Genomic DNA, 24,853 nt, shown 5'->3' with positions numbered 1-24,853 from the left:
GCTGGACGGGCCGGATGCCGGACGGGCGGGGGAGCGTGGCGGTGGAAGCGGTGCCTGCGACGACGACCGCGCCCGCGTTGCTGGTGGAGAAGCTCGCGTTCGCCTACCCGGACGGCCACCAAGCCCTCTACGGGGTGAACCTGCGGATCGAGCGCGGCGAGCGGGTGGCGGTGCTCGGCCCCAACGGCGCGGGCAAGACGACCTTCGTGCTGCACCTGAACGGGGTGCTCAGCGGGGGGTCGGGGCGGATCGAGGTCGCGGGCCTGCCGGTGACCAGGGAGAACCTGCGGGAGGTCCGGCGTCGCGTGGGCGTGGTCTTCCAGGACCCCGACGACCAGCTCTTCCTGCCGACCGTGCGCCAGGACGTCGCGTTCGGCCCGGCTAACTTCGGGCTGCGCGGGGAGGAGTTGGACGAACGGGTCCGGGCGGCGTTGGCGGCGGTCGGGATGTCCGACGTGGCCGACCGCTCGCCGCTGCACCTGTCCGGCGGTCAGCGCCGGCGGGTGGCGTTGGCGACCGTGCTGGCGTGCGACCCGGAGGTCCTGGTGCTGGACGAGCCGTCGGCGAACCTGGAACCGGTCGCGCGGCGCGAGCTGGCCGAGGTCCTGCTGGGCCTGGACCGGACGATGCTGATGGTCACCCACGACCTGCCGTACGCGCTGCAGATGTGCCCGCGCAGCGTGCTCGTCGACGGTGGCGTGGTGGTGGCGGACGGTCCGACCCGTGAACTGCTCGCCGACGCGGAGCTGTTGGCGCGGCATCGGCTGGAACTTCCGTACGGCTTTCGCCTGGACTAGCTCGGGGCGGTTCGCGGGCGGTTGGTGGGCTGCTCGTGGGCGCTGTGCGTGGGCGCAGCGCCCACGAGCTGGGGTCCTACGGGCTGGTGCAGGTCACTTCAGGCAGCGGGTTGGTGCCGGTCGTGTTCGCGGTGAAGCCGAAGGTCACCGATTGCTCGACGCCCACGGTCCGGTTCCACTCCGCGTTCTTGACGACCACCTCGGCGCCCGAGCCGGATTTCACGCCGTTCCAGACGTTGGTGATGGTCTGGCCGCCGGAGAACGTCCACTTCGCGGTCCAGCCGTTGTACGGGCTGGTGCTGTGGTTCATGATCTCGACCTCGCCCTGGAAGCCGCCGTTCCAGGTGCTGGTGATCTTGTAGATCGCCATGCAGTGCGACCCCGACGGGGGAGGGGTCGTGGTGGTGGTCGTGGTCGTCGTCGTCGTGGTGGTGGTGGGCGGGGTGGTGCCGCCGGGTCGGCCGACGCCGGTCACCTCGCCGTTGCCGCCGTCGAAGACGACGTCGGAGCAGTTGTAGAAGGTCTCGGTCGAGTCCGAGCGCTGCCACACCGAGTAGACGATGTGCCGGCCCGACTTGCCCGACGGGAGCCGACCGCTCCAGTAGTAGTGGCCCTCCGCCGTGCCGACCGAGCCCGAGCGGGGCGGGTCGGTGACCGACAGGAACGGCGTGGACTCCAGGTCGCTCCACGCCAGCGGGCGGTTCGGGCTCCAGCTGTCCTTGGTGACGTAGAGCCGGAAGGTGCCCGGGTGGTGGGCCCACATGTTGTAGGCGTAGTTGAAGTTGGCGCCCGCGGTCAGGTGGGTCACCGGGTAGTCGTCACGGGCGATGTCGAAGCCCGAGAACGTGGGGTTGTTGCCGCTGCAGAGCTTGCCGTCCGGGATGAAACCCGCCATCCGGCCGGCACCGTCGGAACGCAGCACGCCGAACCAGTTGTAGAGCGCGTTGGTGCCGCCGGCCTTCACCGCGGCGTCGCAGGCCGGGTTGACCGGGACGATGTTGCCCTGCGGGGTCAGGCCGTCCTGCCAGCACAGGTACGTGCGGCTGCCGGGTTTCATCATGGCGCCGTGGGCGGACGCCGTTGTCGCGTTCACGAGCACGGCGACCAGCAGCCCGGCGGCAGCGAGCGCCGCCGCGGCGAACCATCGTCGGGTCGTCACGTACGTCACCTCCTCGTCGAGGTTCTGGGAGCGCTCCCAGACGGGCTGACTGTAACGGCCTCGTGCCGTTCTGTGAACGAAATGCCGCCTTATGGCCTAGTTCGCCCGTCTCAACGGGTCACCGCGCTTAGCTCTAAGAGCTTTGGGCGTGACGCTGGCGCTCTCAAGCGGACGCGCTGGCGCGCTCTCAAGACAAGGGCGGCCTGGAGGCCGCCAATGGGGGTGACGGGCGTCGTGTCCCCCACCGCATGGCCTGGCGGAGCCAACCACACTTTCCCGGGGTCGGTCGAAAAACTTTTGCTCGTTCCTCGCAAAACTTTTTGGCCCGGCCCCGGGAAAGTGCGGTAGCCCTTCGGGCAGGCCATACGGTGGGGGACACGAAGCCCTCGGTTTGTGCATGAATGCACCGCCGCGCGGAGCGCGGCGAAGAGCCGCAGGGGTGGGGTGGTGGTGATGCGAAGCCGGCGGTGAGGGTGGGATTGTCAGGTCGGGTGAGGCCTAGCGGGCGGGCTCGGAGGCGTTTTCCGCGGGAATGTCAGACCCCCGTGAGACCATGGAGACGGGGGCCGGAGGCCGCCCCAACGCCTGCGTCGCCTGGCGCGGGGTCAGGCGTCGCATGCCTGCCGCCGCGCATCGCCGCACCACGCCGGGCTGCTCCCACAACAACCGCAAACCCCGTCGCAGCAGCAACGGCACGGGCTTGCGCGCCTCCGCCACGTCCCGCGCGAAACGCCGCACGAACGTCACGAAAGCGTTGGGCGCCAACACGATCGCGTCCGCCAACACTCCCGCCTCACGGCAACCGGCCACGAGCCGGTCGGCGAACAGGCCCTCCGCGATGAACAGCCCCTCCGCCTCCACCACGCGGCACCCGACCCGGCGGTCTTCGCCCAGCACGTACACCGGGGCCTCGACGCGACCGGTCGTCGCCAGTTCGATCACGGCCGCCAGCGCGTCCGCGGTGTGCCACGACTCCTCGGCGTCCCAGTCCGGCCGACCGTTCGCGTCGCGCGGCAGCATCGGGTCGTCGCCCTCGCGGTAGAAGTCGTCCAGGCGCAGCACGGGCCGGCCCAGGTGGGCGGCGAGGGTGGACTTCCCCGAACCGGACGGACCGGCGAGCAGCACGACGCGGGGCTGAACGGCAGGTGACGGCACGGGGTGCAATGGTCGCACATCCGGCGCTTGTCCGGGCGTGCAGGGGAAGTGCTCCGCTGTGCACCGGCTCTGGCACTCAGCGCGACGGCCCGCCACGATGTCGGTCATGGAACGCGTCCGCGACGAGGAACACGCTCGACGGCTGCTCAAGGACCTCGAACGCGACAAGCCGCGGCACGAGCGCCCACCGGACGTCGCCGCGCCCACGGGGGCCGGCTCGGCGGACGTCGTGGCGCTGGGCGGCGACCGGATCGCGCTGGACCCGGCCGAGTTGGCCGAGGCGTTGCGCCGGCTGGACGGGCTGTACGACGAGATCGAGGCCCGGCTCGGGGAGTCCGTCGAGCTGGAACGCCCGTTCGGCGACGGCCGCGGCCCGGTCGCCCGGCACATGCGCGCCGCGTTCGGGCTGCGGGGCGGGCACAGCGGGGTGCAGGGCGCGTTGCGGTCCTACCTGGAGGAGTTGGGCGCGCTGCGCGAGGCCCTGCGCCAGGTCGGCACCACCCACCAGACCCAGGACGAGGCCGTCGCGGACACGATGAGGCGCAAGTGACCGAGCAGCGCAAGAACCGCTTCCACTCCGAAGACCACCGGCCGAGCGCGCGGGCGTTGCGCCAGGCGCGGCGCGTCCGGCGGCAGAAGGAGGCCAACCGGCTGCCGGAGAAGTTCGGCGACATCAACTGGGCCGTCTACACCCACCGCGAGCTGTGGGACATGGTCAAGTCCGCCGACACCGGCCGGATGGGCAAGCGCGCCCACGACTGGCAGGCCCTGGCCACCGAGGTGGACCGCGCCACCGGGGACGTGCAGCAGCTGGTGCAGCGGCTGGTCATGTCGTGGCACGGGCCGTCGTCGGTCGTGGCGGCGGAGTCGGCGTCGCGGCTGACGGAGTGGGCGGCCGACGCGTCGCGCCGCGCGTACGGGGTCGGCACCGGGATGACGGCGTACACGTCGGCGGTGGAGGAGGCGGCGCGGCGGATGCCCGAGCCGGTCCACCCGGACGCGGAGAAGTGGTTCCGCGAGGGGTACGACGTGACGACCCTCGACGGGCCCGAGGGCGCGTACTTCCTGCGGCAGCTCCTGGACGACCACAAGCCGGACAAGGAGGAGCAGCAGGCGGCGAAGGCGCGGGCGGTGGACGTGATGGTGGCTTACGAGCACGCCAGCCGCGGGGTGCATGAAGGGTTGCCGACGTTCGACGCCCCCGCGCCGGCGGGTGCCCGGATCCCGGCGGAGCAGATTGCGGCGGAGCGGATCCCGGCGGAGCAGGTTCCGGGTGGGTCGCGGCCGGTGTTCGACGCGGAGACGCCTGCGCCCGGCCGGCAGGACACGACGACCGTTGCGGCGGTGACCGGGTCGGGTGGGGTCGCAGGTTATGGGCCGGGTGGTGCGGCGGGTTACGGGCCGGGTGGTGCGGCGGGGTATGGGGCTGGGCACGGCGGGTTTGGGCCTGGTGGGGCGGCTGCCGGCGGGTTCGGGCGTGGTGGGGGTGGGTTCGGGCCGATGGGGCCCGGTGGGGCGGCTGGTGTGCTGGGGGGCGGGCCAGGTGTGGTGGGGCGGGGCGGGGTTGTGGGGTCCGCGGGTGCGGCTGGGGGTGCGGGTTACGGCATGTACCCGCCGTTGGCCCCGGCGAACCGGGAAGAGGACCGCGAGCACCGCAACCGCTACGACGACGGCCTGGACCTGCTCGACGACCTGCCGCCCGCGTTCCCGCCGGTGCTGGGCGAATGAGCGACGGCTTCCGGGTCGATCCGGACGAACTGGCCTGGTACGCGAACCGGCTCGCCGAGTCGGCCGACGAACTCGCCCACGTCGTGTCCACTGTGGACGGTCCGGTGGGTGACCTGGGGCCGCAAGGCGCCACCGAGGCGGTCGAAGGGCTGGTCGCCGGGTGGGTGGACCGGTTGCGGGCCGTGGGGTTGGCGGATGTGGCGGTGTCGGTGCGGGAGGCGGGCGAGGCGTACCGGCGGGCGGACGAGTTGTCGTGACCGACTACCGGGGCCTGGGGTTCGACCCGACGCCGGGTGACGCGGAGGCCGTCGCCGCGGTGAGCCGGCGGTGCGCGTTGGGCGTGGACGTGCCGGTGGTGCCCGCGGGCTGGTCGGGTGCGGCGGCGGAGGGGTTGGCGGCGCGGTGGGAGGCCGTGGTGTCCGAGTTGGCGGCGGTGCGCCGTGCGATGCGGGCGGCGGCGGAGGTGCTCGACGCGTGGGCCGGTGAGCTGCTGGGCAACCGGCGGCGGGCGGAGGAGTTGGACGCGCGGGCGGTGCGGTTGCGCCGGCAACTCGCCGACGCCGCCGACGAGGTGGACCACACCGGGGCGTTGGCGTCGTTCACCCCGGCGCACGGCGAGGCGCACGCGGCGGCCGTGGCCCGGCACGACGACCTGGCGCGGCGGCTGGAGGAGGTGCTGGCGGAGGCGCGCTCGCTCGAACGGGACCACCACGCCGCGGCCCGCCGGGTCGCCGAACGCCTGCGGGAAACCGAAGCGGCGCACGCCGGGACGCCGGTGGACGTGAGTGGCCCGGCGGCGCGCGGTGGGTTCGCGGAGACCTTGGCCGGGTTCTCGGTGGTGGCGGAGGAGTTGGCTTCCGTGTTGTTCGGTGGGCGGACGTTGGCTCGGCCGCCGGCCCCCGATTCCATTGTCCCATCCGGGACCGACAAGTCCGGGGCGGCGGCGTTCTTGGCGGGGCTCGGGTGAGGGTTCCCCCTGTGCCGGGGGTGACCCCGGTGGCGTTGGGTGCGCCTGAGCGCACGGCTGCCGAGCTGGTGGACGTCTTGCGGCGGATCAAGGGGGTGCACGATCCCGGGCTTGAGGTGTCCGCCGTCCAAGCCGCCGACCTCGCGCACCGGCACGGGGCCGCGTTGCTCGCCGTCGTGGAGCACCCGCGGGCCGATCCGGCGTTGCTGGTGGCGGCGGTCGTGCCGGGGGAGCAGGTGCCCGACGACCGGGTCGGGTTGGGGCTCGACGGGGCGGCCGTCCGGGACGTCACCGAAGGGGTCACCGCCACCGGGTACCCCGTGGTGATCATCGAACGGGCGACGGCCGTGGGGGCGCAGCTCCAGGTCGTCGTGCGCGCCGGTCGGACGGCCGTCGTGTTCACCCTGCACTCGACCACCGGGCGGGGGTGGTGGGACGTCTCCGAGGTGGCCGGGCGGTTCGTGTCCGGGATCGAGTTCAGCGGGACCGGTAGCGCGTCGGCGTCTCGCCCACGACCTGGCGGAACGTCCGCGAGAAGTGGGCGGCGCTGACGAAACCGCAGTCCCGGGCGATCTCGCCGATGCCCTTCGCCGCCTTCGCCGGGTCGCTGAGCAACGCCTTCGCCCGGTCGATCCGCAGGCCCCGGATGCGCTCCGACACGCCCTGCCCGTCGTCGAACAGCTGGTACAGCCGCCGCCGCGAGATGAACAGCGCCTCGGCCACCCGGTCCGCGCTCAACGCCGGGTCGGACAGGTGCTCGCGCATGTAGTCCAACGCCTCACGGCGGCGCGAGGCCAGGGCGTCCACGCGGTCGAGTTCGGCCTTCAACGCGCTGCGCAGCACCAGTTCCGCCAGCCCGACCAGGTGGTGCGACAGGCCGTGCGGGTCCAACGCCCGCGCGGCGGCCAGCACGTGCGCCACGGCGCCGGTGAACACCGCGCGCAGCGGCGGCTCGACCGGGACCGGTTGGAACATCAGCGGTTTCAGCTCGCCGAAGCCGATGGTCAGCCGCGCCTCCGCGACGGTCAGCAGCACCACGCCCGCGGGGGAGGCGTGCAGCGACGCGTCCGGCAGCCGCAGCGCCGCGCCCCGCTCGGGCAGGCCCTTGGGCACCGCGCAGCCCATCAGCAACTGGACGTCCCGCGGCGGCGCGCCCCCGAGCGCGGCCCTGGCCGCCGCCGCGCCCGACGCCCGGACGGTGAGCAACCCGTGGCCGACGTCCATGCCGGGCAGCGTACGAGCCGCCGGCCCCGCCGCCGAGTCCGCGAGGTCCGCTCGGGTTCCCGGGAACTTCGGCGATACCCGCCCGCGCACCCGCCCCGCCCCACTACCTTCGGTCGGCATGGCACGCCGTTCCGGGACCGCGGTCGTCCTGTCCCACCTGGAGTTCGACCTCCTCTGGGAGGACCTGGGCGCGGGTGAACCGCCCTACCCGCTGGAAGTCCCCTCGCACGGCGAGACGATGGCCGAGCGCGACGCCCTGGGCGCGCAGGTGTTCCACGCGCTCGGCGCGGCCGGCCTGGCCGACGGCGAGGACGTCGCCCCCGAGTTGGAAGACCTGTTCGGGCACCTCACCGGCAGCACGCTGTCCGTGGACGCCCTGGTCTTCCGCCCCCAGCCCTGGCGGGTGCTGGCCGCCGTGCGCGGCGGGCGCGGGGTGCTGGCGGTGCTCAACGACCGCGAGGTAGCGCTGGAACCCATCACCGACCTGGTCCCGGCCGTGGCGAAGGTCGTCGGCGACGCCCAGCCCGGACCCGGCGACCAGGTCCGGCTGCCCCGCGGCGCGTTCTCGGCGGCCGTCGACGCCTACGCCACCGGCGGCTACGCGGCGCTGGAACGCGCGCTGGCCCAAGCGGGCGTCACCGGGCGCGCGACCCGGGCGCTGACCACGCTGCTGGAGTCCGGCCGGGGCGCGGCGGGCCAGCTCGCCGCCACCGGCCCCGGCGGCCGGACACCCGTGCTGAGCTGGACCGACACCACCGCCGGCCGGTACGCGATGGCACCTGAGGACGTCGCCGGCGAACCGTGGGTGCGCATCGTCCCGGCCGACGGCGCGGCGCTGGTGCGTCACCTGACCGCGTTGCTGGACGAGGTCCGCTGACCGTCCGACCACCACGCCGGCGCGACCTCGGCCACAACCGCCGTGCCCTGCGCCAAGGCGTCCTCGGTCGCGGCCTCGGCCAGCCGCCGCACGGCGCGCGCGAGGTCGTCCGGCCGCAGGGTGAGCGCCGACCGGTCGAACTCCAGGCCGACGAGCTTGCCGTGCAGGTCCACGGTCACCGACACGCCGTCGCCGGACGCCTCGCCGCGGATGTCGTCCAGCCGTGCTCCCAGGCCCATCAGACCCTCCACGTCGTCGGGGTGGTGTCCTCGACCTCGGCCGACCCGCTCGTGCCCAGGCCCAGCTCGCCCAGGTCGCCCAGGGCGTGGGCGGCGCGGGCGTCGGCCCGCGCGGTGGCGGTGTTGACCAGGGTGAGGATGGTGCGGGCCAGGTCGGCGCCCCGGCGCAGCGCGCGGCCGTCCAGGGTCAGGTCGAGCAGGCAGCCGCCGGGGCCGACCTCCACCGCGACCCCGCGGTCCGGGTCGTGGGCGTGTGCGCTGATCACGGGTGCACCCCTCCGTAGAACTTGCCCGAGCCGAGGCTGTGGGTGTTGCGGCGGACGGCGTCGCCCGAGTTGCCCTCGATGAGGGTCACGGTGCCGCCCTCGACCTTCTCGACGATGCCGATGTGCGTGCTGGTGGCCGGGCTCTGCGGCCCGCTGCCGAACAGCAGCACGTCACCGGGGCGGACGTGCTTGAGGTTCGTGTACGCCTTGCCGTTGCGCCGGCCCCACCGGAAGACGTCACCGGTGAACGGCAGCAGCGGGATGTCCACGCCCGCTTTGCGCCACATGGCCGTGGCGAACGACGAGCACCACGCCGCCGTCGGGCCGTACGGGTTGCGGTTGCTGCCCGGCGGGTTCTCCCGCGTGCCGATCTCCTTGCGCGCTTTGGCGAGGATGGTCCGCGCCCGCCCCCGTTCGCGGGCCTGGGACGGCCTGGTCCGGCCGCGGGTGCGCTCCGGCCGGGCGTCGGCGACGCCGTCGTGCTCGACCTCGCGCTCCAGCGCCCTGAGCCTGCGCGCGGCGTCTTCCAGCTCGTCGCGGGCGGTGCGGAGGGCGGCGGCGGTCTCCTTGGTGTAGCGGGGTTCGAGGTCGGCCGCCGCGGCGACCGCCTTGAGCAGGGCGGCGCGCGTCCCCACCGCCACGCCGGCGTCGAGGACGCGCACGGCCCGGTCCAGGTACTCCTCGACGGCCTGGCGCGCCCGCGTGTGGTTGGTGGTGAGGGTGGCGCTGACGCCGGCGACGACCTTCTCCGCGTCCCGGGCGGCGTCGGCGGTGACCCGGAGTTGGCGGCCGAGCCGGTTCGAGCGCTTCTCGAAGCCCTCGGACTGGTCGCCCCTCCAGTTGTCCAGGACGGTCCGGGAGGCCTTGCGGTGGTCCTCGTGGCCGTCGGTGAGGGCTTCGGCGGTGCGGTTGAGCGCGTACTGGGCCTTGACGGCGTCCTCGGTCTTGCCCGCCAAAGCGTTGCGGTGACCGATCATGCTCTCGGCGAAGTGCCTCGCCATCGCGCGGGTGTCCACAGTGGTCAGTCCTTCAGGGAGCGGGCGGTGTCGTCGTCCTGGTCCCGGTAGGACCGGGCGGCGCGGGCGGCGGAGTCGGCGAGCCGGTCGGTGTTGTGCGCGACCGCCTTGACCTGCTTGCGCAGGGCGGCGGCGAACCCGTCCAGGGCCTCGGCGAACCCGGACTGCCTGCCGACGCGGCCGAAGCTGTCCTCGGCGATCTCCCGGACGTCGCGCACGTGCCCGCGGCCCAGCGCGGTGAGGTCGTCGGCGGTGCCGCGGGTGCGCCGGGTGAAGTCCCGCAGCACGTCGAGGTCCACGGAGAACCCGCCCGACCCGCCACGACCGCCCGACCCGCCACGACCGCCCGACCCGCCACGACCGCCGGACCCGCCGGACCCGCCTGAACCGCCTGAACCGCCGCGGGAGCCGTTGTCGCGCAACGCCTTCACGCCCCGCCGCGCCTCGTCCAGGTACCGCCGGTACGCGCCGTTGGTGTAGGTGGACCAGGGCGTCCACGACCGGCCGTCGCCGGAGATCCGGTTCGCCGCCTTCGCGTTCTCCGCGGGGTCGAACAGCTCCCGGTCGGACTCCAGCCCGAACTCGCGCCGCCGCGCGGGTCCGAGCGAGCCGAGCATGTTGATCTGCCACAGCCCGTAGGAGTCGTCGGGCGGCACGTCGTTGTGCGCGCGGGGGTCGCCGCCGGACTCGGCCAGCGCCACCGCCACCGCGATCGTCAGGTCCTCACCGCGGAACCCGGCGTCGTGGGCGTGCCGGGCGATCTGCTCGGGACTCAGCCTGCTCATGGCACCGACCCTGGCCCGGCCGCCACCCCGCCGGGTACCCCCGTTGCACGCTCGGACAGCGGCTGTGCACGGGGGAGCTACAGTCGAACATGTGAACGAAGGGCTGTTCGACGAGGGCTTGTTCGGCGCCACCGACGAGGAGAAGGCGCAGCGCATCGCCGCCAACGCCCCGCTCGCGGTGCGGATGCGCCCCCGCACGCTGGACGAGGTCGTCGGCCAGGGCCACCTGCTCGGCCCCGGCGCGCCGCTGCGCCGGCTGGTGGAGGGCTCGTCCCCGGCGTCGGTGATGCTCTACGGCCCGCCCGGCACCGGCAAGACCACCCTCGCCACGCTCGTCTCCCAGGCCACCGGCCGCCGGTTCGCCGCGCTGAGCGCCCTGTCGGCGGGTGTGAAGGAGGTCCGGGCCGTCATCGACGAAGCCCGCCGCCGCCTGGTGCGCTCCGGCGAGTCCACCGTCCTGTTCATCGACGAAGTCCACCGGTTCTCCAAGACCCAGCAGGACGCCCTGCTCGGCGCGGTGGAGGACCGGATCGTGCTCCTGGTCGCCGCGACCACCGAGAACCCGTTCTTCTCGGTCGTCTCACCCCTGTTGTCCCGCTCGCTGGTGCTCCAGCTGCGCCCCCTGGGCGACGACGACGTCCGCGCGCTGGTCCGCCGCGCCACCGAGGACGAACGCGGCCTCAACGGGGCCATCACCATCGCCCCCGACGCCGAGGACCACCTGGTCCGACTGGCCGGCGGCGACGCCCGCCGCGCCCTGACCGCCCTCGAAGCGGCGGCGGACGCGGTCACCGACGGCGTGTTGGACCTGGCCACCCTGGAGGCGACGGTGGACAAGGCGGCCGTGCGCTACGACCGCCAGGGCGACCAGCACTACGACGTGACCAGCGCGTTCATCAAGTCGATCCGGGGCTCGGACGTGGACGCGGCCCTGCACTACCTGGCCCGGATGATCGAGGCGGGGGAGGACCCGCGGTTCATCGCCCGCCGGCTGGTCATCCACGCCAGCGAGGACGTGGGCATGGCCGACCCGACGGCGTTGCAGACCGCGGTGGCCGCCGCCCAGGCCGTCCAGCTCATCGGCCTGCCCGAATGCGCCCTCAACCTCGCGCAGGCCACCGTCCACCTCGCCACCGCGCCCAAGTCCAACGCGGTCACGGTCGCGATCGGCGAGGCCATGTCCGACGTGCGCAAGGGCCTGATCGGCCAGGTCCCGCCGCACCTGCGCGACGGCCACTACGCGGGCGCGGCCAAGCTCGGCAACGCCCAGGGCTACCGGTACCCGCACGACGTCCCCGAGGGCGTGCTGACCCAGCAGTACCCGCCGGACGACCTGGTCGGCCGCGACTACTACGCGCCCACCGGCCGGGGCGCGGAGCGCTACATCGCCGAACGCCTGCCCAAGCTGCGCAAGGTCGTGCGCGGGGACGAGCAGAAAACCTGATGACGATCACGGCCGCATCTGCGACGGTTGCGCCGTGACTGATGCTCCACCGCCCAACGGGCACGCTCTCCTCGACTTCAACTCACCGCTCTCGGACGCCAAGTCCTACGAGCTGATCGCCGGCCTCGGCGACCTCCAGGGCAAGACGGTGGTGGACTACGGGTGCGGCTGGGCCGAACTGCTGCTCCGGGCGGTGGAGCACGCGCCGGGGGCGACCGGCGTCGGGGTGGACGGCGACGACTACGCCATCGCGCGCGGCACGGCCAACGCGCGGGCGCGCGGCATCGCCGACCGGGTCCGGCTGGAGCTGGGCGACGTGACCACCTGGGACGGGCCGGTCGCGGACGTGGCGATCTCCATCGGCGCCTCCCACGCCTGGGGTGACGCGCGCGCGGTGCTGGAGGCGATGCGGACCAGGATCCGTCCCGGCGGGCGCCTGCTGCTGGGCGACGGCTACTGGGAGCGGGAACCGTCGGACACCATCCGCGAGGCGTTCCAGGGCGACGCGCTGGGCACCTTCGAGGAGCTGGTGGACCTGGCCCTGGAGTCGGGCTACCGCGTGCTGCGGCTGACCACGGCCGGCCAGGACGAGTGGGACAGCTTCGAGTCCCGCTGGTGCGCCGCCCGCGAGCTGTGGCTGCTGGACAACCCCGACCACCCCGAGGCCGCCGCCGTCCAGAAGATCGTCGACGACCACCGCGACCTCTGGATCAAGGGCTACCGCGGCGTGCTGGGCTTCGGGTACCTCACGCTCGCCCGCCGGTGAGGGACCCCCGTCCCGTCCGGTCGGGGATGCCGGACGGGACGGCCCTCCCGATCCGGAGCCGGCGGTCGCCCACGCGCACCAGCGTCTCGATCGACCTCGTCGTGTAGGCGGGCGGGGCGATCACACCCGAACAGCGGCTCGCGCCCGACGCCGTGGCCACCGAGCGCGCCACGGTCACCTCGTACTGGTTGTCCAGGCCCTGCACGGTCACCACGCGCACGTCACCGCCCTCGACCGGGCGTTCGTCCACCGCGAGCACCGAGTCCACGCCGCGCAGCCCGAACGTCTTGCGGACCGCGATCTCGGCGTACTGCGACCACGGGCTCGGCGCGGACGTCCGGCCCCGCAGCTGCTCCGCCACGACCTGCCCGACCAGCGCGGACTTCGCCACCAGGGCCGCCTCGCCGGGGTCGAGCTGGCCGTGCAGGAAACCGTCCGGCACCACCAGCAGGTTGCCCGCCCACCGGTCGCCGCCGACGTGGCTGACCTCCCACGCCCGACCGGGGTGGTTCTCGCCCAGCACGGCCGCCAGCGGCCGGCCCAGCACCGCGCAGCACATGTCCTTGGTGCCGTGCGTGCAGACCAGGAACAGGGGGCCGTCGACGCGCTCGCCGTGGCCGGGGACGCCCGCCGCGACGGCGGCCACGTCCAGCGACGCGAGGTCGGCCAGGTCGGCGACCTCGATCTTCTCCAGCCACCGGTTGCCCGGCACGCCGCTGCCCACGTAGACGGTGTGCGGCGCGTCGGGGTCGCGCTGGTGGCGGCCGGGACGGCGGATCAGCAGCGGGCGCAGTCCGGCGGCTCGCGGCCCGTCCAGCCGCCCCGGCCCGAACACCGAGGCCAGGGTCTGCTCCAACGCGTCGGCGGGCCACGGGCCGGGCTGCTCGATGAGCAGCCACGACGTCATGAGCGTCGCCGTCCCGGCCGGGTTCCCGCCGAGCTGGCGCGTGAGGACCGCGCAACCCGGCAACCCGTCGGAACTTATGTTAGGCATACCTAAGCCTAACGGATCACTCCGGAGCGAGCACCCCTTGTGTGACCAACTCTCCGAGCAGTGCCCGGACGGTGGCCCGGTCGAGGGTCGGAGCGCCCGCCTCGACCAGCTCCTTGATCGGGTGCCGAGCGGCGCCGACCAGGACCCGCAACACCGGGGCGGCGGCCTTCGCGAACACCAGCCGCTTGCCCGCCGCGGCCAGTGAAACGGTGTCCCGTCCCAGGTCAAGCACAGCACGCGGGGTCAGCAGCCGCACCTCGGACTCGTCACCCGGTGGGAGGAGGTCCGCGGTCGCCGTCCACGGCAGGCCCACGTGCGAGATCGCCGGGGCCTGCGCGTCGCGGTCGTCCAGGAACCGCGCCACCACGTCGTCGTCCAGCAACGCGGCTACGCGTTCCCGCAACTCACGGGCCCGTTCGGCCTTCTGCTCGGGCGTGCCGAACCGGGGCAGGTCGGTGCGGAACACCTCCTCGGCGCGCAGCTGGTCGGCCAGCCACGCGACCAGGTCCACGCCGGTCGCCCGGTTGAACCCGATGGTCAGGTGCAGCGACTCCTCGCCGACGGCGGACACGTCGTGCCAGTGCCCGCGCGGCACGTAGAGGACGTCCCCGTCCTCCAGCATGAAGTCGTCGACCGGCTCGCCGGTCGGCCGCTCGGGCAGCACCACGTCCCGCTGGAGCGGCGCGGGCCGGGTCACGCCGTGCACGCGCCACCGCTTGCGGCCCGAGATCTGGATGATGAGCGCGTCGTGGTCGTCCCAGTGCACGTCGAAGCCGTGCGTGACGCCCCACCCCGCGTAGAGGTTGACCTGGACCCGTTCCCGCAGTTCGTGCTCCAACTGGGCGGCCAGGTCGCCGACGGGCCCGAACATCTCGTGGACCGAGTCGAGCACCAGCGTCGCGCCGCCGCGCATCTTCTCGGCGAACGCGGCGGGCAGCAGCCGGGACACCGGTCCCGTGCGCCGGGTCTCGACGGTCTCGGCGTAGGAGTGCGTCGGGACGACCTCGCCGCCCTGCGCGAGCCGCAGCCGGGGGAACTCCAGCCGGTGCTGCCGCAGCACCCGGTTGACCTCCGACCACGGCAGCAGCTCGGCGAACCGCCCCGCCCGGCCGGTGAACCGCTGGTGGGTCCGGCCCTGCACCGCGTCGAAAAACTGGCTGACCCCGATCGGTGCGACGAGGTCAGCCAGGGTAGGGACGGTCACTCAGTCGTTGCCGTCGGTGTCGTCCAGGGCGCCGTTGGCCTTGTTGCGGTCGACCGCGCTGGTCAGCGACTCGGCGCTGAGCAGCAGACCGCTGGCCTGGGGGGTCTCGTTCTCCATGCCGGTTCCTCCTCGTGTGGGGGGTCGGACGGAAGATCACGCTACGACAACGAAACCCGTCGAGTCATCGGTCATTTGAGTAGTCCTCATGCCTGATCCCGTCACGTGGGACCGGCCAAGCGAGATCCACCAGAGGTCATTCGGGGGACGCACGGTAATCTCTGTGCACCACGCTCCCAGCTCGCCTTTCAGGAGGACTCGTGTCGCCAGGGCAGATCGCCGCGCTGGTCGCCGCCGGCGCGTTCGTGCTGCTGGTGATCCTGCTGGCCATCCCGTTGATCAAGCTGGGCCGCACGCTGGACGAGGCCACCATCGCCATCCGCAAGGCGCACCAGAACAGCGACCCGATCTTCAGCGGCGCGAACACCACGATCACGCACGTGAACACCCAGCTGGAGCGGGTGGACGGCATCACCGCCAACGCGCGCGCGGTCACCGGCAACGTCTCCGCGCTGACCTCGCTGTTCACCGCCACCCTGGGCGGTCCGCTGGTGAAGGCCGCGGCCCTGTCCTACGGCGTCAGCAAGGCCATCAAGGCGCGCCGCAAGGCCGCCCAGGAGCCCAAGAAGCACTCGCGCCGGGGTCGGCGATGAGGCGCCTGTTCTGGTTCGGGCTGGGCATCGCCGCGGGCGTGGTCGCCACCCGCAAGGCGGGGCAGGCCGCGCACGCCGCCACCCCGGCGGGCATCGGGGCCAACGTCGGCGAGGGCCTGCGGGAGCTGGCCGGCGCCATCGGGTCGTTCGGCGCGGAGGTCCGCGCGGGGATGACCGAGCGCGAGCAGGAGTTGCAGGACACCGTGGAACGCCAGACGGGCTTCACGCCGGGTCGGCGAGCGCGCAGGGCGAACGACCGCTGAGGTCGTTCGCCTCGCCGTGCCCTGACCCCCACTCGTAGACCCAAGGACAACCCGTGCAGACCCACGAGATCATCAAGCGCTTCCGCGAGCACTTCGAGAACGCCGGCCACACGGTCGTCCCGAGCGCCTCGCTCATCCTGGACGACCCGAACCTGTTGTTCGTCAATGCCGGCATGGTGCCGTTCAAGCCCTACTTCCTGGGCGAGGCCCCGCCGCCGTTCAAGCGCGCCACCAGCATCCAGAAGTGCGTGCGCACGCCCGACATCGACGAGGTCGGCAAGACCACCCGCCACAACACGTTCTTCCAGATGGCGGGCAACTTCTCCTTCGGCGACTACTTCAAGGAAGACGCCATCCGCCTGGCCTGGGAGCTGGTCACCAACCCCCAGGACAAGGGCGGCTACGGGTTCGACCCCGAGCGCATCTGGGTGACCGTCTACGAGGACGACGACGAGGCCCAGCAGCTGTGGCAGAAGGTCGCCGGCCTGCCCACCGAGCGCATCCAGCGCCGTGACGGCAAGGACAACTACTGGGACATGGGCGTGCCCGGCCCCGGCGGTCCCTGCTCGGAGATCTACTACGACCGCGGCCCCGCCTACGGCAAGGAGGGCGGCCCGGTCGTCGACGAGGACCGGTACCTGGAGATCTGGAACCTGGTCTTCATGCAGGACGAGCGCGGCGAGCTGAGCCCCAAGCTGGGCCACAAGCCGATCGGCTCGCTGCCGAACAAGAACATCGACACCGGCATGGGCGTCGAGCGCGTGGCCGTGCTGCTCCAGGGCGTGGACAACGTCTACGAGACCGACCTGGTCCGCCCGGTGATCGCCAAGGCCGAGGAGCTGTCGGGCCGCAAGTACGGCGACAACCCGGTCGACGACGTCCGGTTCCGGGTCATCGCCGACCACGCCCGGTCGGGTGTCCTCATCGTCGGCGACGGTGTCACCCCCGGTAACGAGGCCCGCGGGTACGTGCTGCGCCGCCTGCTGCGCCGCATCGTCCGCTCGGCCCGCCTGCTGGGCGTGACCGAGCCGGTGCTGGTGCAGTTCGCCGAGGTCGTGCGGGACGCCATGGGCCCGGCCTACCCGGACCTGGTCAGCGGGTTCCCGCGGATCGCCCAGGTGCTCAAGGCCGAGGAGGACACGTTCCTGCGCACGCTGGAGGCCGGGTCGCGGATCTTCGACAACGCCGCCGCCGAGGTCAAGGCCGACGGCCGCGCCACCCTGCCGGGTGACAAGGCGTTCCAGCTGCACGACACCTACGGGTTCCCGATCGACCTCACCCTGGAGATGGCCTCGGAAGCGGGCCTGACCGTGGACGAGGACGGGTTCCGCAAGCTGATGGCCGAGCAGCGCGCCCGCGCCAAGGCCGACGCCGCCGGCAAGAAGACCGGCCACGGTGACCAGACCGTGTACCGGGAGCTGCTGGAGCTGGGGGCCACCGAGTTCACCGGGTACTCCGAGCTGGCCTCCGAGGCCACGCTGCGCGGCATCATCAGCGAGGGCAAGCGGGTCCGCTCCGCTCGCGAGGGCGACATCGTCGAGGTCGTCCTGGACCGCACCCCGCTCTACGCCGAGTCCGGCGGCCAGGAGAGCGACGCCGGCGTGATCGTCTCCGGCAACGCCGAGCTGGAGGTCGTGGACGTCCAGAAGGTGGCCCGCAAGCTGTGGGTGCACCAGGTGCGCGTGGTCTCCGGCGAGATCGCCGAGGGCGAGCACGTCGAGGCCCGCGTGGACCCGGAGTGGCGCGTGGGCGCCCGCCAGGGCCACTCGGGCACGCACGTCGTGCACGCCGCCCTGCGCCAGGTGCTCGGCCCGTCGGCGCTGCAGAGCGGTTCGTACAACAAGCCCGGCTACCTGCGGTTGGACTTCGCCTGGACGGGTGGTCTTTCCGACGAGACGCGCAGCGAGATCGAAGAGGTCTCCAACCTGGCCGTCCGCAAGGACCTGCCGGTGCGCGTGGTCTACACCGACATGGGCGGCGCCCAGGAGATGGGCGCGGTCGCCCTGTTCGGCGAGACCTACGACGACACCGTGCGCGTGGTCGAGATCGGCGGCCCGTGGTCGCGCGAGCTGTGCGGTGGCACCCACGTGGAGCACTCGTCGCAGATCGGCCCGATCACCGTGATCGGCGAGTCGTCGGTGGGTTCGGGCGTGCGCCGCCTGGAGGCCTACGTCGGCATCGAGGCGTTCAAGTACCTGGCCCAGGAGCGGGCCCTGGTGCAGAACGTCGCCGCCATGCTCAAGGTGCCCGACGCCGAGGTCCCGGCCCGGGTCGAGGCCCTGGTGGAGCGGCTGCGCAACGCCGAGAAGGAGCTGGAGCGGGTCCGCGCGGCCCAGCTGATGTCCTCCGCCGGGTCCCTGGCCGAGCAGGCCCTGGACGTGCGCGGCGTCGCCCTGGTGGCGCTGGCCCTGCCCGAGGGCACGGCCGCCGCCGACGTGCGGACCCTGGCCGGCGAGGTGCGCAACCGGCTCGGCGACCGGCCCGGCGTGGTCGGCCTGTTCGCCCCCGACGGCGACAAGGTGAGCTTCGTGGTGGCCACCACGGCCGCCGCCCGCGACCTCGGGCTGGCCGCCGGCAAGCTGGTGCCCGCGTTCGCCCCGGCCGTGGGCGGTCGCGGCGGCGGCAAGCCGGACCTGGCCCAGGGCGGCGGCACCAACCCCGCCGGGGTCGGCGAGGCCCTCGCCGCCCTGCGCGCCGAGGTGGACCGCGCCGTTGAGCAGCACTGACCGTCCCGGCGTCGACGACCCCGGCCTCGGCCGGAGGCTGGGCGTCGACGTCGGAGCGGTGCGGGTGGGCGTCGCCGTCAGCGACCCCGGGGCTTTCCTCGCGACCCCGCTGGTTACCCTGTCGCGTGACGAGAAGACCGGTCGGGACCTGGTGGACCTGGCCGGGCTCGTCACCGAGCACGACGTCGTCGAGGTCGTGGTCGGACTGCCCCGAACCCTGGCCGGGCGACACGGGCCGGCGGCGGAGGCGGCGGCGGCGTACGCTGCGGCGTTGGCCGAGCGCGTCGCCCCGGTTCCGGTGCGGCTGCACGACGAACGGCTCACCACCGTCACGGCCGCCCGCGTGCTCGCCGAGCGCGGGGTGAAGGGCAAGAAGCAACGCGCCGTCGTGGACCAGGCAGCCGCCGTCGAGATCCTCCAGTCCTGGCTGGACGCGCGGGCGCGACATGTGGCCCGCTCCGCGGACGAGGAGCAGGCCCCCGGACCGAAGGACCGCACGTGAGCGACGACCTCGGGTTGTTCAGCGAACCTGACGTGCAGCACCGCGAGCAGGACAAGCAGCGCGGCAAGGCCGCGGCCGCCGCCCGTCGGGCCAAGGCGCGCCGGAAGAAGACCGTGCTGTGGCTCGTGGTGGCGCTGGTGCTGGTGGGAGGTGGCGCCGGCGCGTACTACGGGTACCAGCAGCTGCGCGGCATCGGCTCCTACGAGGACTTCGAAGGCGCCGGCGAGGGTGACGTCGTGGTCGAGGTCAAGGACGGCGACCTGGTGACCACGATCGCCACCTCGCTCAAGGAGCAGGGCGTCGTGGCCAGCGCGCGGGCGTTCACCGAGGCGGGGGAGGGCGACTCGCGGGTCACCGCCATCCAGCCCGGCTTCTACCTGATGAAGACGAAGATGTCGGGCAAGGCCGCGGTCGAGCGGATGGTCGACCCGAAGGCCAAGGTCGTGCCGCTGGAGGTCAAGGGCGGCAACGTCCTGCACGACATCACCGGCCCGGACGGCAAGGTCACCAAGGGCATCCTGACGATGCTCTCGGAGGCCTCCTGCGCCGAGCTGGACGGCGTGAAGAAGTGCGTCACCCCGCAGGAGCTGCGGGACGCGGCGGAGAACGCCGACCCGGTGGCCCTGGGCGTGCCCGACTGGGCCGTGCCGGACGTGACCAAGGCGCCCAGGGAGCACCGCCTGGAGGGCCTGATCACCCGGGGCCTTTACCACCTGAAGCCGGGCGCGTCGGCGGTGGAGCTGCTCAAGAGCGTCATCGAGACGTCCAACACCAGGCTCCAGGGCTACGGCATCCCGGGCGGCACGACGAAGACCGGGTTCCGCCCGTACGAGGTGCTGGTCATCGCGTCGCTGGTGGAGAAGGAAGGCCTGGAGAAGGACTTCGGCAAGATCTCCCAGGTCATCTACAAGCGCCTGGCGGACAACCACCGCCTCGAATTCGACTCGACGGTCAACTACAAGCTCGAACGCCCGATCGTCACCACCAGCGACGAGGACCGCGAGCGCTCGGGCCCGTACAACACCTACAGCGTCAAGGGCCTGACCCCGACCCCGATCGGCTCGGTGAGCCGCGAGGCCATCACCGCGGCCATCACGCCCGAGCCCGGTTCGTTCATGTACTTCGTGAAGTGCCAGAAGGACGGCACGTCCTGCTTCTCGGACGACATCGACGAGCACAACCGCCTGGTCGCCAAGGCGCGCGCGGAGGGTGTTTTCTGACCGTGGCCGCACGTCACGCCGCGGTGATCGGTTCACCGGTGTCGCACTCGCTGTCCCCCGTGCTGCACAACGCGGCCTTCGCGGCCCTGGGGTTGTCGGACTGGTCCTACGGGCGCGTCGAGTGCGCGGAGGACGGCGTGGAGGCCCTGGTCAGGGGCTTGGACTCGTCGTGGGTGGGCTTGTCGGTCACCATGCCCGGCAAGCGCGCCGCCCTGGCTGTGGCGTCCTCGGTCTCGTCGCGCGCCGCCGCGGTGGGGGCGGCGAACACGTTGGTGCCCACGGCTGAGGGCTGGCACGCCGACAACACGGACGTGGACGGCGTGTTGGGCGCTCTACGTGCGGCGTGCGGCTTCACGTCCGGCTCGCGAGGCGTGCTCTTGGGCGCCGGCGGCACCGCCACGGCCGCTCTGGTGGCTCTGGCGTCCGTGGGCGTGCGGGACGTGTCGTTGGTCGTGCGCTCGGTGAGCCGGGCCGATGAGGCTTCGGCGTGCGCCGCTCGTGCCGGTGTGTCGTTGACCTTGGTCCCGTGGGACGAGGCGGACTTCGCCGGTCTGGCGGCCTCGTCGGACGTCCTGGTGAGCACGGTCCCGCCGGCGGCCACCGAGCCGATCGCGGCGGAACTGGCCGAATCGCCGTGCGTGCTGGACGTCATCTACCACCCGTGGCCGACGCCGTTGGCCTACGCGGTGGAGAAGCGCGGCCGTGCTCTGGCGACCGGCTTGGACATGTTGATGCACCAGGCCTTCGGCCAGTCGGTGCAGTTCACCGGCCAACCCGCTCCCCGCGAGGCCATGCGCACAGCCCTGCGCGCGGCGACCGACAACGTCCTCCCGCTGCCGCTGGGCGACTGACACGCCGGAAGGCCCTGCCCGCGTCGAGGGTGCGGGCAGGGCCTCCCGGAGTGGATCAGGCCTCGTCGAGGTCGGTCGCGATGAGGGACGCGATGGCTTCCAGCGCCGCGTCCGCGCCTTCGCCGTCGGCGGCGAGCACGACCTCGTCGCCGTGCATCGCCCCGAGGGTCATGAGGCCCAGCACGCTGGCCGCCTCGACCGGTTGGCCGTCGTCCTTGCGGATGGTGACCTTCACCGGCTGACCGGCCGCCGCCTTCGCCAGCACCGCCGCCGGGCGGGCGTGCAGGCCCACCTTGCTCGCCACGGTGACCCGTCGCTCAGGCATGATCCGTCCTTTCGTCGTTCTCGGATGTGCAGGTCAGGACGCTGCCGCGCCGGACTTGCCGTCCTTGTTGTCGCCGCCGGCCGTCTCCACGACGCTCGGGTCGGCTTCCGGGTCCTCGTCCTCGTCGCGGCCCGGCGTGCGCAGGTTCCACTTGGCGATGACGAACCGGAACAGGAAGTAGTAGATCACCGCGTAGATCAGACCGAGCAGGATGATCAGCAGCGGCTTCTGCGCGATGCCGAAGTTGAGCGCGTAGTCGATGACGCCGGCGGAGAAGCTGAAGCCGTCGTGGATGCCCAGGGCGTTGCTGATCGCCAGCGACGTGCCGGTCAGGAACGCGTGGATCACGTACAGCGGCCACGCCACGAACATGAACGCGAACTCCAGCGGCTCGGTGACGCCGGTGATGAACGCGGTCAGCGCCGCCGAGCCCATGATGCCCGCGATGAGCTTCTTCTGCGCCGGGCGGGCCGTGTGGATGATGGCCAGCGCCGCCGCCGGGAGGGCGAACATGAAGATCGGGAAGAAACCGGTCTGGAACGTGCCCGCGGTCGGGTCGCCCGCCAGGAAGCGCGGGATGTCGCCGGTCTTGCCCTCGTACTCGCCGAACTGGAACCACACGATGTTGTTGACGATGTGGTGCAGGCCCAGCGGGATCAGCAGGCGGTTGACGAAGCCGTAGATGCCCGCGCCGATGACGGTGCTGCCCGTGACGGCCTCACCGACGGCCTTCAGGCCCTCGTTGAACCACGGGTAGATCAGGCCCATCAGCACGCCGAGGACCACCATGACGCCCGCGACGACGATCGGCACGAACCGCCGCCCGCCGAAGAACGCCAGGTAGGCGGGCAGCTTGATGCGGTGGTACCGCTGCCACAGCACCGCGGTCAGCAGACCGACGATGATGCCGCCGAGCACGCCGTAGTTGATCACCGCGGGTTTGGCGGTCGGGTCCGTCGGCTGCTCCAGGACCAGCGGCGACATCGCCTTGAACACGCCCGTCAGCACCACGTAGCCGACCACGGCGGCCAGACCGGTGGAGCCGTCGCCGCGCCGGGCGAAGCCGACCGCGATGCCGACCGCGAACAGCAGCGGCAGGTTGGTGAACAGCGCGTCGCCCGCGTTGCCGATGACGGCGGCGACCTGGTTCCAGCCCAGCCCGTCCTTGCCGAGCAGGTCGTCCTGGCCCAGCCGCAGCAGCAAGCCTGCGGCGGGCAGGACGGCGATCGGCAGCATGAGGCTGCGACCGAACCGCTGGAGACCTGCGAGTCCCTTGATCTCACGGCCGCCGGTCGCCTGAGGGGCGCTGGCGCTCATGGGTTACCTCCCTTGGCGGAGAAAGGGCCGGATTCCGGGACGGTCCGGTCCAGTTGCATGGTCACCTGGTAGAGATCGCCCCGGTACCAGGACGTCATGTCCTCCACGGGGCGCCCAGCGGAGCTGGTGACCCGGCGGAAGACCAGCAGCGGACTGCCGGTTCGGACACCCAGCAGCCTCGCGGTCTCCGGGTCTGCGCCTTCGGCCCAGACCGTCTGCCCGGCGTGGTCGAGCTGGACGCCGTAGGTGTCGGCGAGCAGCGTGTAGAGGGAGCCGGTCAGGTCGTGCCGGTGCAGGTCGGGGACGACCCGCCGGCTGTACCAGCCGCGCTCCACGGCCAGCGGCACCCCGTCGGCCCGGCGCAGCCGGACCACGTGGCTCGCGGGCTCGTGCGGGGGCAGGCCGAGCGCGGTGGCCGCCGACGGCGGCGGGACCTCCTCGGCGCACGCCAGCACCTCGGTCGCGGGGGTGAGCCCGCGCCTGCGCATGTCGTCGGTGAACGACTCCAGGTAGAGCTGGGCGTCCATCCGGCGGCGGGCGGTGAACGTGCCCCGCCCCTTCGCCCTGGTCAGGAGGCCCTCGGCGACGAGCTGGCCGACCGCGGCGCGCACCGTGATCCGGGAGACCCGGTACCGCTCGGCGAGGTCGCGCTCGGACGGGATGGCGGAGCCGGGTGGCAGCTCCTGCTCGGCCATGCGCCGCAGGATGTCGCGGAGCTGGGCGTGCTTGGGCTTCGGCCCGTCCACGATCTCGTCGCGGTTCATGACACCTCCCCGTGCTCGCGCTCGCAGACCGGGATTGGTACTTTCCGGTCTAGACCAGTTGGTGCGGGGAGGATGCTCCGCGCGCCAAGCGGGTGTCAACCGCCGTTACGCGACCGTGGCCGAGCGGTGGCACCCTCACCACAGGTGTGTCGAGAGAGGACTGCGAAGTGGCGGACGACAAGGCGGCTGGGATCCTCGCCGCGCTCGGTGGGGCGGACAACATCATCGAGATCGAGCCGTGCATCACGCGGCTGCGCTGCGAGCTGGAGGACGGTTCGGTCGTCGACGAGGCGGCGCTGAAGAAGCTCGGCGCGCACGGCGTCATGCGGCAGGGCAACGTGGTCCAGGTGGTCGTGGGCCCCGAGGCCGACACCATCGCCAGCGACATCGAGGACCTCCTGTGACGGTGCGCGTGGGCAGTCCGGTCAGCGGGCGGGTCGTGCCGCTGTCCGAGGTGCCGGACCCGGTGTTCGCGCAGGCGATGGTGGGACCGGGGATCGCCGTGGAGCCCGACCGGGTGGCGGCCGAGGTCGTGTCCCCGGTGGACGGCACGGTCGTCACGCTGCACCCGCACGCGTTCGTCGTGGCCACCGGCGACGGTGCGGCGGTGCTCGTGCACCTGGGCATCGACACCGTGAAGCGCAAGGGCGAGGGCTTCACCCTGCACGTGGTGAAGGGTGAGTCGGTCCGGGCCGGCCAGGCGATCGTGACCTGGGACCCGGCCGAGGTCGAGGCCGCCGGCTTCGCCCCGATCTGCCCGGTCGTCGCGCTGGACGCCGGCGCGGACGCGCTGCTCGACCAGGCCCCGGACGGGCCGGTCGCCGCGGGTGACGCGCTGTTCTCCTGGCGGCGCTGACCTCCTCCCTCGACGGCGGGCGCGGCTGAATGGACCATTCAGCCGCGTCTTCCCTTGTGCGCCGAACGGCCCAGTCGGCACGCTGGGTCCATGGTCATCTCTTCGCTGTCGGGTCTTCTGGTCGGAGCCTTCGGGGCTCGTCTGCTGCGTTCGCTGCCGCGCGGCGCGTCCGTGCACTGGGCGTGGTGCGCGCTGCCCACGGCCGGTCTGTGGGCGCTGTCCGCCGCCGCGGGGGTGCCGCCCCGGTGGCTGCCGGTGTCGTTCCTGGTCGCTTGGCTGGGCGTGCTGCTGTCCGTCGTGGACTTCCGGCACCGACGCCTGCCCGACGCGCTGACCCTGCCCGCCGGTCCGCTGGTGGGCGGTGTCCTGGCGGTGTGCGGGGCGGATCTCGCGCGTGCCCTGGGTGGTTGTCTGGCGTACTTCGGGCTGCACTTGGCGGTGCACCGGCTGTCACCGGCGTCCCTGGGTGGGGGAGACGTGAAGCTCTCCGGGGCGCTGGGCGCGGTGCTCGGGTCGGTGTCGTGGGCGGCGCTGCCGGTGGGTGCGGTCCTGGCGAGCGCCATCACACTGGTGGTCGCGCTGTGGCGACCGCGGGACGGGCCGCCGCACGGGCCGGGGCTGGTCGGCTCGACGTGGCTGGTGTCACTGGCCGGCGGGTAGCGGCGGCGCGCACCTGACAGATTCGGGTGCGACGTCGG

Annotated in this window: 30 protein-coding genes; 18 read left to right on the top strand and 12 right to left on the bottom strand. The window is 72.8% G+C overall.

Going from position 1 to position 24,853, the window contains the following annotated elements; all coding sequences use genetic code 11:
• Positions 1-14 precede the first annotated feature (14 nt).
• Positions 15-797: an ABC transporter ATP-binding protein gene (locus tag AB0A74_RS07445; protein ID WP_358248037.1), complete on the top strand. Its 783-nt coding sequence runs from the start codon at positions 15-17 to the stop codon at positions 795-797.
• A gap of 76 nt (positions 798-873) precedes the next feature.
• On the opposite strand, the gene AB0A74_RS07440 is transcribed toward AB0A74_RS07445, so the two are convergent.
• Complete coding sequence (locus tag AB0A74_RS07440; RefSeq protein ID WP_358248017.1) at positions 874-1,956, bottom strand: lytic polysaccharide monooxygenase; 1,083 nt, start codon at positions 1,954-1,956, stop codon at positions 874-876.
• A gap of 498 nt (positions 1,957-2,454) precedes the next feature.
• Positions 2,455-3,111, bottom strand: coding sequence for a uridine kinase (locus tag AB0A74_RS07435; RefSeq protein ID WP_358248016.1), 657 nt, complete (start codon positions 3,109-3,111; stop codon positions 2,455-2,457).
• Between the two features lie 106 nt (positions 3,112-3,217).
• Here AB0A74_RS07435 and AB0A74_RS07430 point away from each other — a divergent pair, with 106 nt between their 5' ends.
• Genes AB0A74_RS07430 through AB0A74_RS07410 form a run of 5 tightly spaced genes read left to right on the top strand, consistent with a single transcriptional unit; the run spans position 3,218 to position 6,357 of the window.
• Complete coding sequence (locus AB0A74_RS07430; protein ID WP_358248015.1) at positions 3,218-3,661, top strand: hypothetical protein; 444 nt, start codon at positions 3,218-3,220, stop codon at positions 3,659-3,661.
• A complete protein-coding gene (locus tag AB0A74_RS07425) occupies positions 3,658-4,839 on the top strand; it encodes a PPE domain-containing protein (protein ID WP_358248014.1) in 1,182 nt (393 codons plus the stop codon). The genes AB0A74_RS07430 and AB0A74_RS07425 overlap by 4 nt, the downstream gene beginning before the upstream one ends.
• Positions 4,836-5,096, top strand: coding sequence for a hypothetical protein (locus tag AB0A74_RS07420; protein ID WP_358248013.1), 261 nt, complete (start codon positions 4,836-4,838; stop codon positions 5,094-5,096). Before AB0A74_RS07425 ends, AB0A74_RS07420 begins: the two co-directional genes overlap by 4 nt.
• A complete protein-coding gene (locus AB0A74_RS07415; protein WP_358248012.1) occupies positions 5,093-5,806 on the top strand; it encodes a hypothetical protein in 714 nt (237 codons plus the stop codon). The genes AB0A74_RS07420 and AB0A74_RS07415 overlap by 4 nt, the downstream gene beginning before the upstream one ends.
• A gap of 11 nt (positions 5,807-5,817) precedes the next feature.
• Entirely contained in the window at positions 5,818-6,357 is a 540-nt protein-coding gene (locus AB0A74_RS07410; RefSeq protein WP_358248011.1) for a hypothetical protein, read from the top strand.
• Here the strand turns inward: AB0A74_RS07410 and AB0A74_RS07405 are convergent.
• Positions 6,284-7,030, bottom strand: coding sequence for a helix-turn-helix transcriptional regulator (locus tag AB0A74_RS07405; RefSeq protein ID WP_358248010.1), 747 nt, complete (start codon positions 7,028-7,030; stop codon positions 6,284-6,286). The genes AB0A74_RS07410 and AB0A74_RS07405 overlap by 74 nt on opposite strands.
• Positions 7,031-7,148: 118 nt before the next feature.
• Here AB0A74_RS07405 and AB0A74_RS07400 point away from each other — a divergent pair, with 118 nt between their 5' ends.
• Complete coding sequence (locus tag AB0A74_RS07400) at positions 7,149-7,907, top strand: ESX secretion-associated protein EspG (RefSeq protein WP_358248009.1); 759 nt, start codon at positions 7,149-7,151, stop codon at positions 7,905-7,907.
• Here the strand turns inward: AB0A74_RS07400 and AB0A74_RS07395 are convergent.
• The 4 genes from AB0A74_RS07395 to AB0A74_RS07380 are packed head-to-tail and all read right to left on the bottom strand — an operon-like array spanning position 7,874 to position 10,213.
• Positions 7,874-8,146 carry a YbaB/EbfC family nucleoid-associated protein gene (locus AB0A74_RS07395; protein ID WP_358248008.1) on the bottom strand — a complete coding sequence of 91 codons (273 nt, stop codon included), beginning with the start codon at positions 8,144-8,146 and terminating at the stop codon, positions 7,874-7,876. The two genes, AB0A74_RS07400 and AB0A74_RS07395, sit on opposite strands and share 34 nt — an antisense overlap.
• Positions 8,146-8,412 (bottom strand): YbaB/EbfC family DNA-binding protein, encoded by a 267-nt coding sequence (locus AB0A74_RS07390; RefSeq protein WP_358248007.1) that lies wholly within the window; start codon positions 8,410-8,412, stop codon positions 8,146-8,148. The genes AB0A74_RS07395 and AB0A74_RS07390 overlap by 1 nt, the downstream gene beginning before the upstream one ends.
• Entirely contained in the window at positions 8,409-9,428 is a 1,020-nt protein-coding gene (locus AB0A74_RS07385; RefSeq protein WP_358248006.1) for a CHAP domain-containing protein, read from the bottom strand. Before AB0A74_RS07385 ends, AB0A74_RS07390 begins: the two co-directional genes overlap by 4 nt.
• Before the next feature lie 5 nt (positions 9,429-9,433).
• Positions 9,434-10,213, bottom strand: a complete 780-nt coding sequence (locus tag AB0A74_RS07380; RefSeq protein WP_358248005.1) for a type VII secretion target — start codon at positions 10,211-10,213, stop codon at positions 9,434-9,436.
• A gap of 91 nt (positions 10,214-10,304) precedes the next feature.
• On the opposite strand from AB0A74_RS07380, the gene AB0A74_RS07375 reads away from it, so the two are divergent.
• Positions 10,305-11,657, top strand: coding sequence for a replication-associated recombination protein A (locus AB0A74_RS07375; protein ID WP_358248004.1), 1,353 nt, complete (start codon positions 10,305-10,307; stop codon positions 11,655-11,657).
• Positions 11,658-11,691: 34 nt separating this feature from the next.
• Positions 11,692-12,423, top strand: a complete 732-nt coding sequence (locus tag AB0A74_RS07370) for a methyltransferase domain-containing protein (protein ID WP_358248003.1) — start codon at positions 11,692-11,694, stop codon at positions 12,421-12,423.
• Here AB0A74_RS07370 and AB0A74_RS07365 read toward each other — a convergent pair.
• Together AB0A74_RS07365 and AB0A74_RS07360 are read right to left on the bottom strand one after the other, a co-directional pair.
• Positions 12,404-13,417: a sucrase ferredoxin gene (locus AB0A74_RS07365; protein WP_358248002.1), complete on the bottom strand. Its 1,014-nt coding sequence runs from the start codon at positions 13,415-13,417 to the stop codon at positions 12,404-12,406. The two genes, AB0A74_RS07370 and AB0A74_RS07365, sit on opposite strands and share 20 nt — an antisense overlap.
• Before the next feature lie 16 nt (positions 13,418-13,433).
• The gene (locus AB0A74_RS07360) at positions 13,434-14,621 is read right to left on the bottom strand and encodes a cupin domain-containing protein (RefSeq protein ID WP_358248000.1); all 1,188 of its coding nucleotides are present in this window, start codon (positions 14,619-14,621) and stop codon (positions 13,434-13,436) included.
• Positions 14,622-14,938: 317 nt separating this feature from the next.
• Between AB0A74_RS07360 and AB0A74_RS07355 the strand changes: the two genes are divergently transcribed.
• The 6 genes from AB0A74_RS07355 to AB0A74_RS07330 are packed head-to-tail and all read left to right on the top strand — an operon-like array spanning position 14,939 to position 20,893.
• Positions 14,939-15,331: a DUF948 domain-containing protein gene (locus AB0A74_RS07355; protein WP_358247999.1), complete on the top strand. Its 393-nt coding sequence runs from the start codon at positions 14,939-14,941 to the stop codon at positions 15,329-15,331.
• Positions 15,328-15,594 carry a hypothetical protein gene (locus AB0A74_RS07350; protein ID WP_358247998.1) on the top strand — a complete coding sequence of 89 codons (267 nt, stop codon included), beginning with the start codon at positions 15,328-15,330 and terminating at the stop codon, positions 15,592-15,594. Before AB0A74_RS07355 ends, AB0A74_RS07350 begins: the two co-directional genes overlap by 4 nt.
• Before the next feature lie 53 nt (positions 15,595-15,647).
• On the top strand, positions 15,648-18,320 hold the full coding sequence (gene alaS, locus AB0A74_RS07345) for an alanine--tRNA ligase (RefSeq protein WP_358247997.1): 2,673 nt from the start codon (positions 15,648-15,650) through the stop codon (positions 18,318-18,320).
• Entirely contained in the window at positions 18,307-18,822 is a 516-nt protein-coding gene (gene ruvX / locus AB0A74_RS07340) for a Holliday junction resolvase RuvX (RefSeq protein WP_358247996.1), read from the top strand. Before alaS ends, ruvX begins: the two co-directional genes overlap by 14 nt.
• Complete coding sequence (gene mltG, locus AB0A74_RS07335) at positions 18,819-20,042, top strand: endolytic transglycosylase MltG (RefSeq protein ID WP_358247995.1); 1,224 nt, start codon at positions 18,819-18,821, stop codon at positions 20,040-20,042. Before ruvX ends, mltG begins: the two co-directional genes overlap by 4 nt.
• Before the next feature lie 2 nt (positions 20,043-20,044).
• Positions 20,045-20,893 carry a shikimate dehydrogenase gene (locus tag AB0A74_RS07330; RefSeq protein ID WP_358247994.1) on the top strand — a complete coding sequence of 283 codons (849 nt, stop codon included), beginning with the start codon at positions 20,045-20,047 and terminating at the stop codon, positions 20,891-20,893.
• Between the two features lie 55 nt (positions 20,894-20,948).
• Here the strand turns inward: AB0A74_RS07330 and AB0A74_RS07325 are convergent, their stop codons facing one another.
• Genes AB0A74_RS07325 through AB0A74_RS07315 form a run of 3 tightly spaced genes read right to left on the bottom strand, consistent with a single transcriptional unit; the run spans position 20,949 to position 23,299 of the window.
• Entirely contained in the window at positions 20,949-21,218 is a 270-nt protein-coding gene (locus AB0A74_RS07325; protein WP_358247993.1) for an HPr family phosphocarrier protein, read from the bottom strand.
• 33 nt (positions 21,219-21,251) lie between these two features.
• Complete coding sequence (locus AB0A74_RS07320; protein WP_358247992.1) at positions 21,252-22,535, bottom strand: PTS transporter subunit EIIC; 1,284 nt, start codon at positions 22,533-22,535, stop codon at positions 21,252-21,254.
• Positions 22,532-23,299: a GntR family transcriptional regulator gene (locus tag AB0A74_RS07315; RefSeq protein ID WP_358247991.1), complete on the bottom strand. Its 768-nt coding sequence runs from the start codon at positions 23,297-23,299 to the stop codon at positions 22,532-22,534. Before AB0A74_RS07315 ends, AB0A74_RS07320 begins: the two co-directional genes overlap by 4 nt.
• Positions 23,300-23,466: 167 nt before the next feature.
• Here AB0A74_RS07315 and AB0A74_RS07310 point away from each other — a divergent pair, with 167 nt between their 5' ends.
• The 3 genes from AB0A74_RS07310 (at position 23,467) to AB0A74_RS07300 (ending at position 24,815) form a co-directional block, all read left to right on the top strand.
• The gene (locus AB0A74_RS07310; RefSeq protein ID WP_309114811.1) at positions 23,467-23,703 is read left to right on the top strand and encodes a glucose PTS transporter subunit EIIB; all 237 of its coding nucleotides are present in this window, start codon (positions 23,467-23,469) and stop codon (positions 23,701-23,703) included.
• On the top strand, positions 23,700-24,155 hold the full coding sequence (locus AB0A74_RS07305) for a PTS glucose transporter subunit IIA (protein WP_343935136.1): 456 nt from the start codon (positions 23,700-23,702) through the stop codon (positions 24,153-24,155). Before AB0A74_RS07310 ends, AB0A74_RS07305 begins: the two co-directional genes overlap by 4 nt.
• A gap of 90 nt (positions 24,156-24,245) precedes the next feature.
• Entirely contained in the window at positions 24,246-24,815 is a 570-nt protein-coding gene (locus tag AB0A74_RS07300) for an A24 family peptidase (RefSeq protein ID WP_358247990.1), read from the top strand.
• The last annotated feature ends 38 nt before the right edge of the window (positions 24,816-24,853 follow it).

The organism is Saccharothrix sp. NPDC042600, assembly GCF_040647305.1.
In the GTDB taxonomy this organism is placed as follows: Bacteria; Actinomycetota; Actinomycetes; order Mycobacteriales; family Pseudonocardiaceae; genus Actinosynnema; species Actinosynnema mutabilis.
The sequence above is the reverse complement of the archived record's forward strand: the minus strand, read 5'-3'. Positions and strand labels throughout refer to the sequence as shown.

Coding starts and splice junctions, on each gene's coding strand:
- AB0A74_RS07445 (WP_358248037.1), top strand. CDS start 15: ATGCCGGACGGGCGGGGGAGCGTGGCGGTGGAAGCGGTGCCTGCGACG.
- AB0A74_RS07430 (WP_358248015.1), top strand. CDS start 3,218: ATGGAACGCGTCCGCGACGAGGAACACGCTCGACGGCTGCTCAAGGAC.
- AB0A74_RS07420 (WP_358248013.1), top strand. CDS start 4,836: ATGAGCGACGGCTTCCGGGTCGATCCGGACGAACTGGCCTGGTACGCG.
- AB0A74_RS07405 (WP_358248010.1), bottom strand. CDS start 7,030: ATGGACGTCGGCCACGGGTTGCTCACCGTCCGGGCGTCGGGCGCGGCG.
- AB0A74_RS07400 (WP_358248009.1), top strand. CDS start 7,149: ATGGCACGCCGTTCCGGGACCGCGGTCGTCCTGTCCCACCTGGAGTTC.
- AB0A74_RS07395 (WP_358248008.1), bottom strand. CDS start 8,146: ATGGGCCTGGGAGCACGGCTGGACGACATCCGCGGCGAGGCGTCCGGC.
- AB0A74_RS07380 (WP_358248005.1), bottom strand. CDS start 10,213: ATGAGCAGGCTGAGTCCCGAGCAGATCGCCCGGCACGCCCACGACGCC.
- AB0A74_RS07365 (WP_358248002.1), bottom strand. CDS start 13,417: ATGCCTAACATAAGTTCCGACGGGTTGCCGGGTTGCGCGGTCCTCACG.
- AB0A74_RS07350 (WP_358247998.1), top strand. CDS start 15,328: ATGAGGCGCCTGTTCTGGTTCGGGCTGGGCATCGCCGCGGGCGTGGTC.
- AB0A74_RS07325 (WP_358247993.1), bottom strand. CDS start 21,218: ATGCCTGAGCGACGGGTCACCGTGGCGAGCAAGGTGGGCCTGCACGCC.
- AB0A74_RS07320 (WP_358247992.1), bottom strand. CDS start 22,535: ATGAGCGCCAGCGCCCCTCAGGCGACCGGCGGCCGTGAGATCAAGGGA.
- AB0A74_RS07315 (WP_358247991.1), bottom strand. CDS start 23,299: ATGAACCGCGACGAGATCGTGGACGGGCCGAAGCCCAAGCACGCCCAG.
- AB0A74_RS07300 (WP_358247990.1), top strand. CDS start 24,246: ATGGTCATCTCTTCGCTGTCGGGTCTTCTGGTCGGAGCCTTCGGGGCT.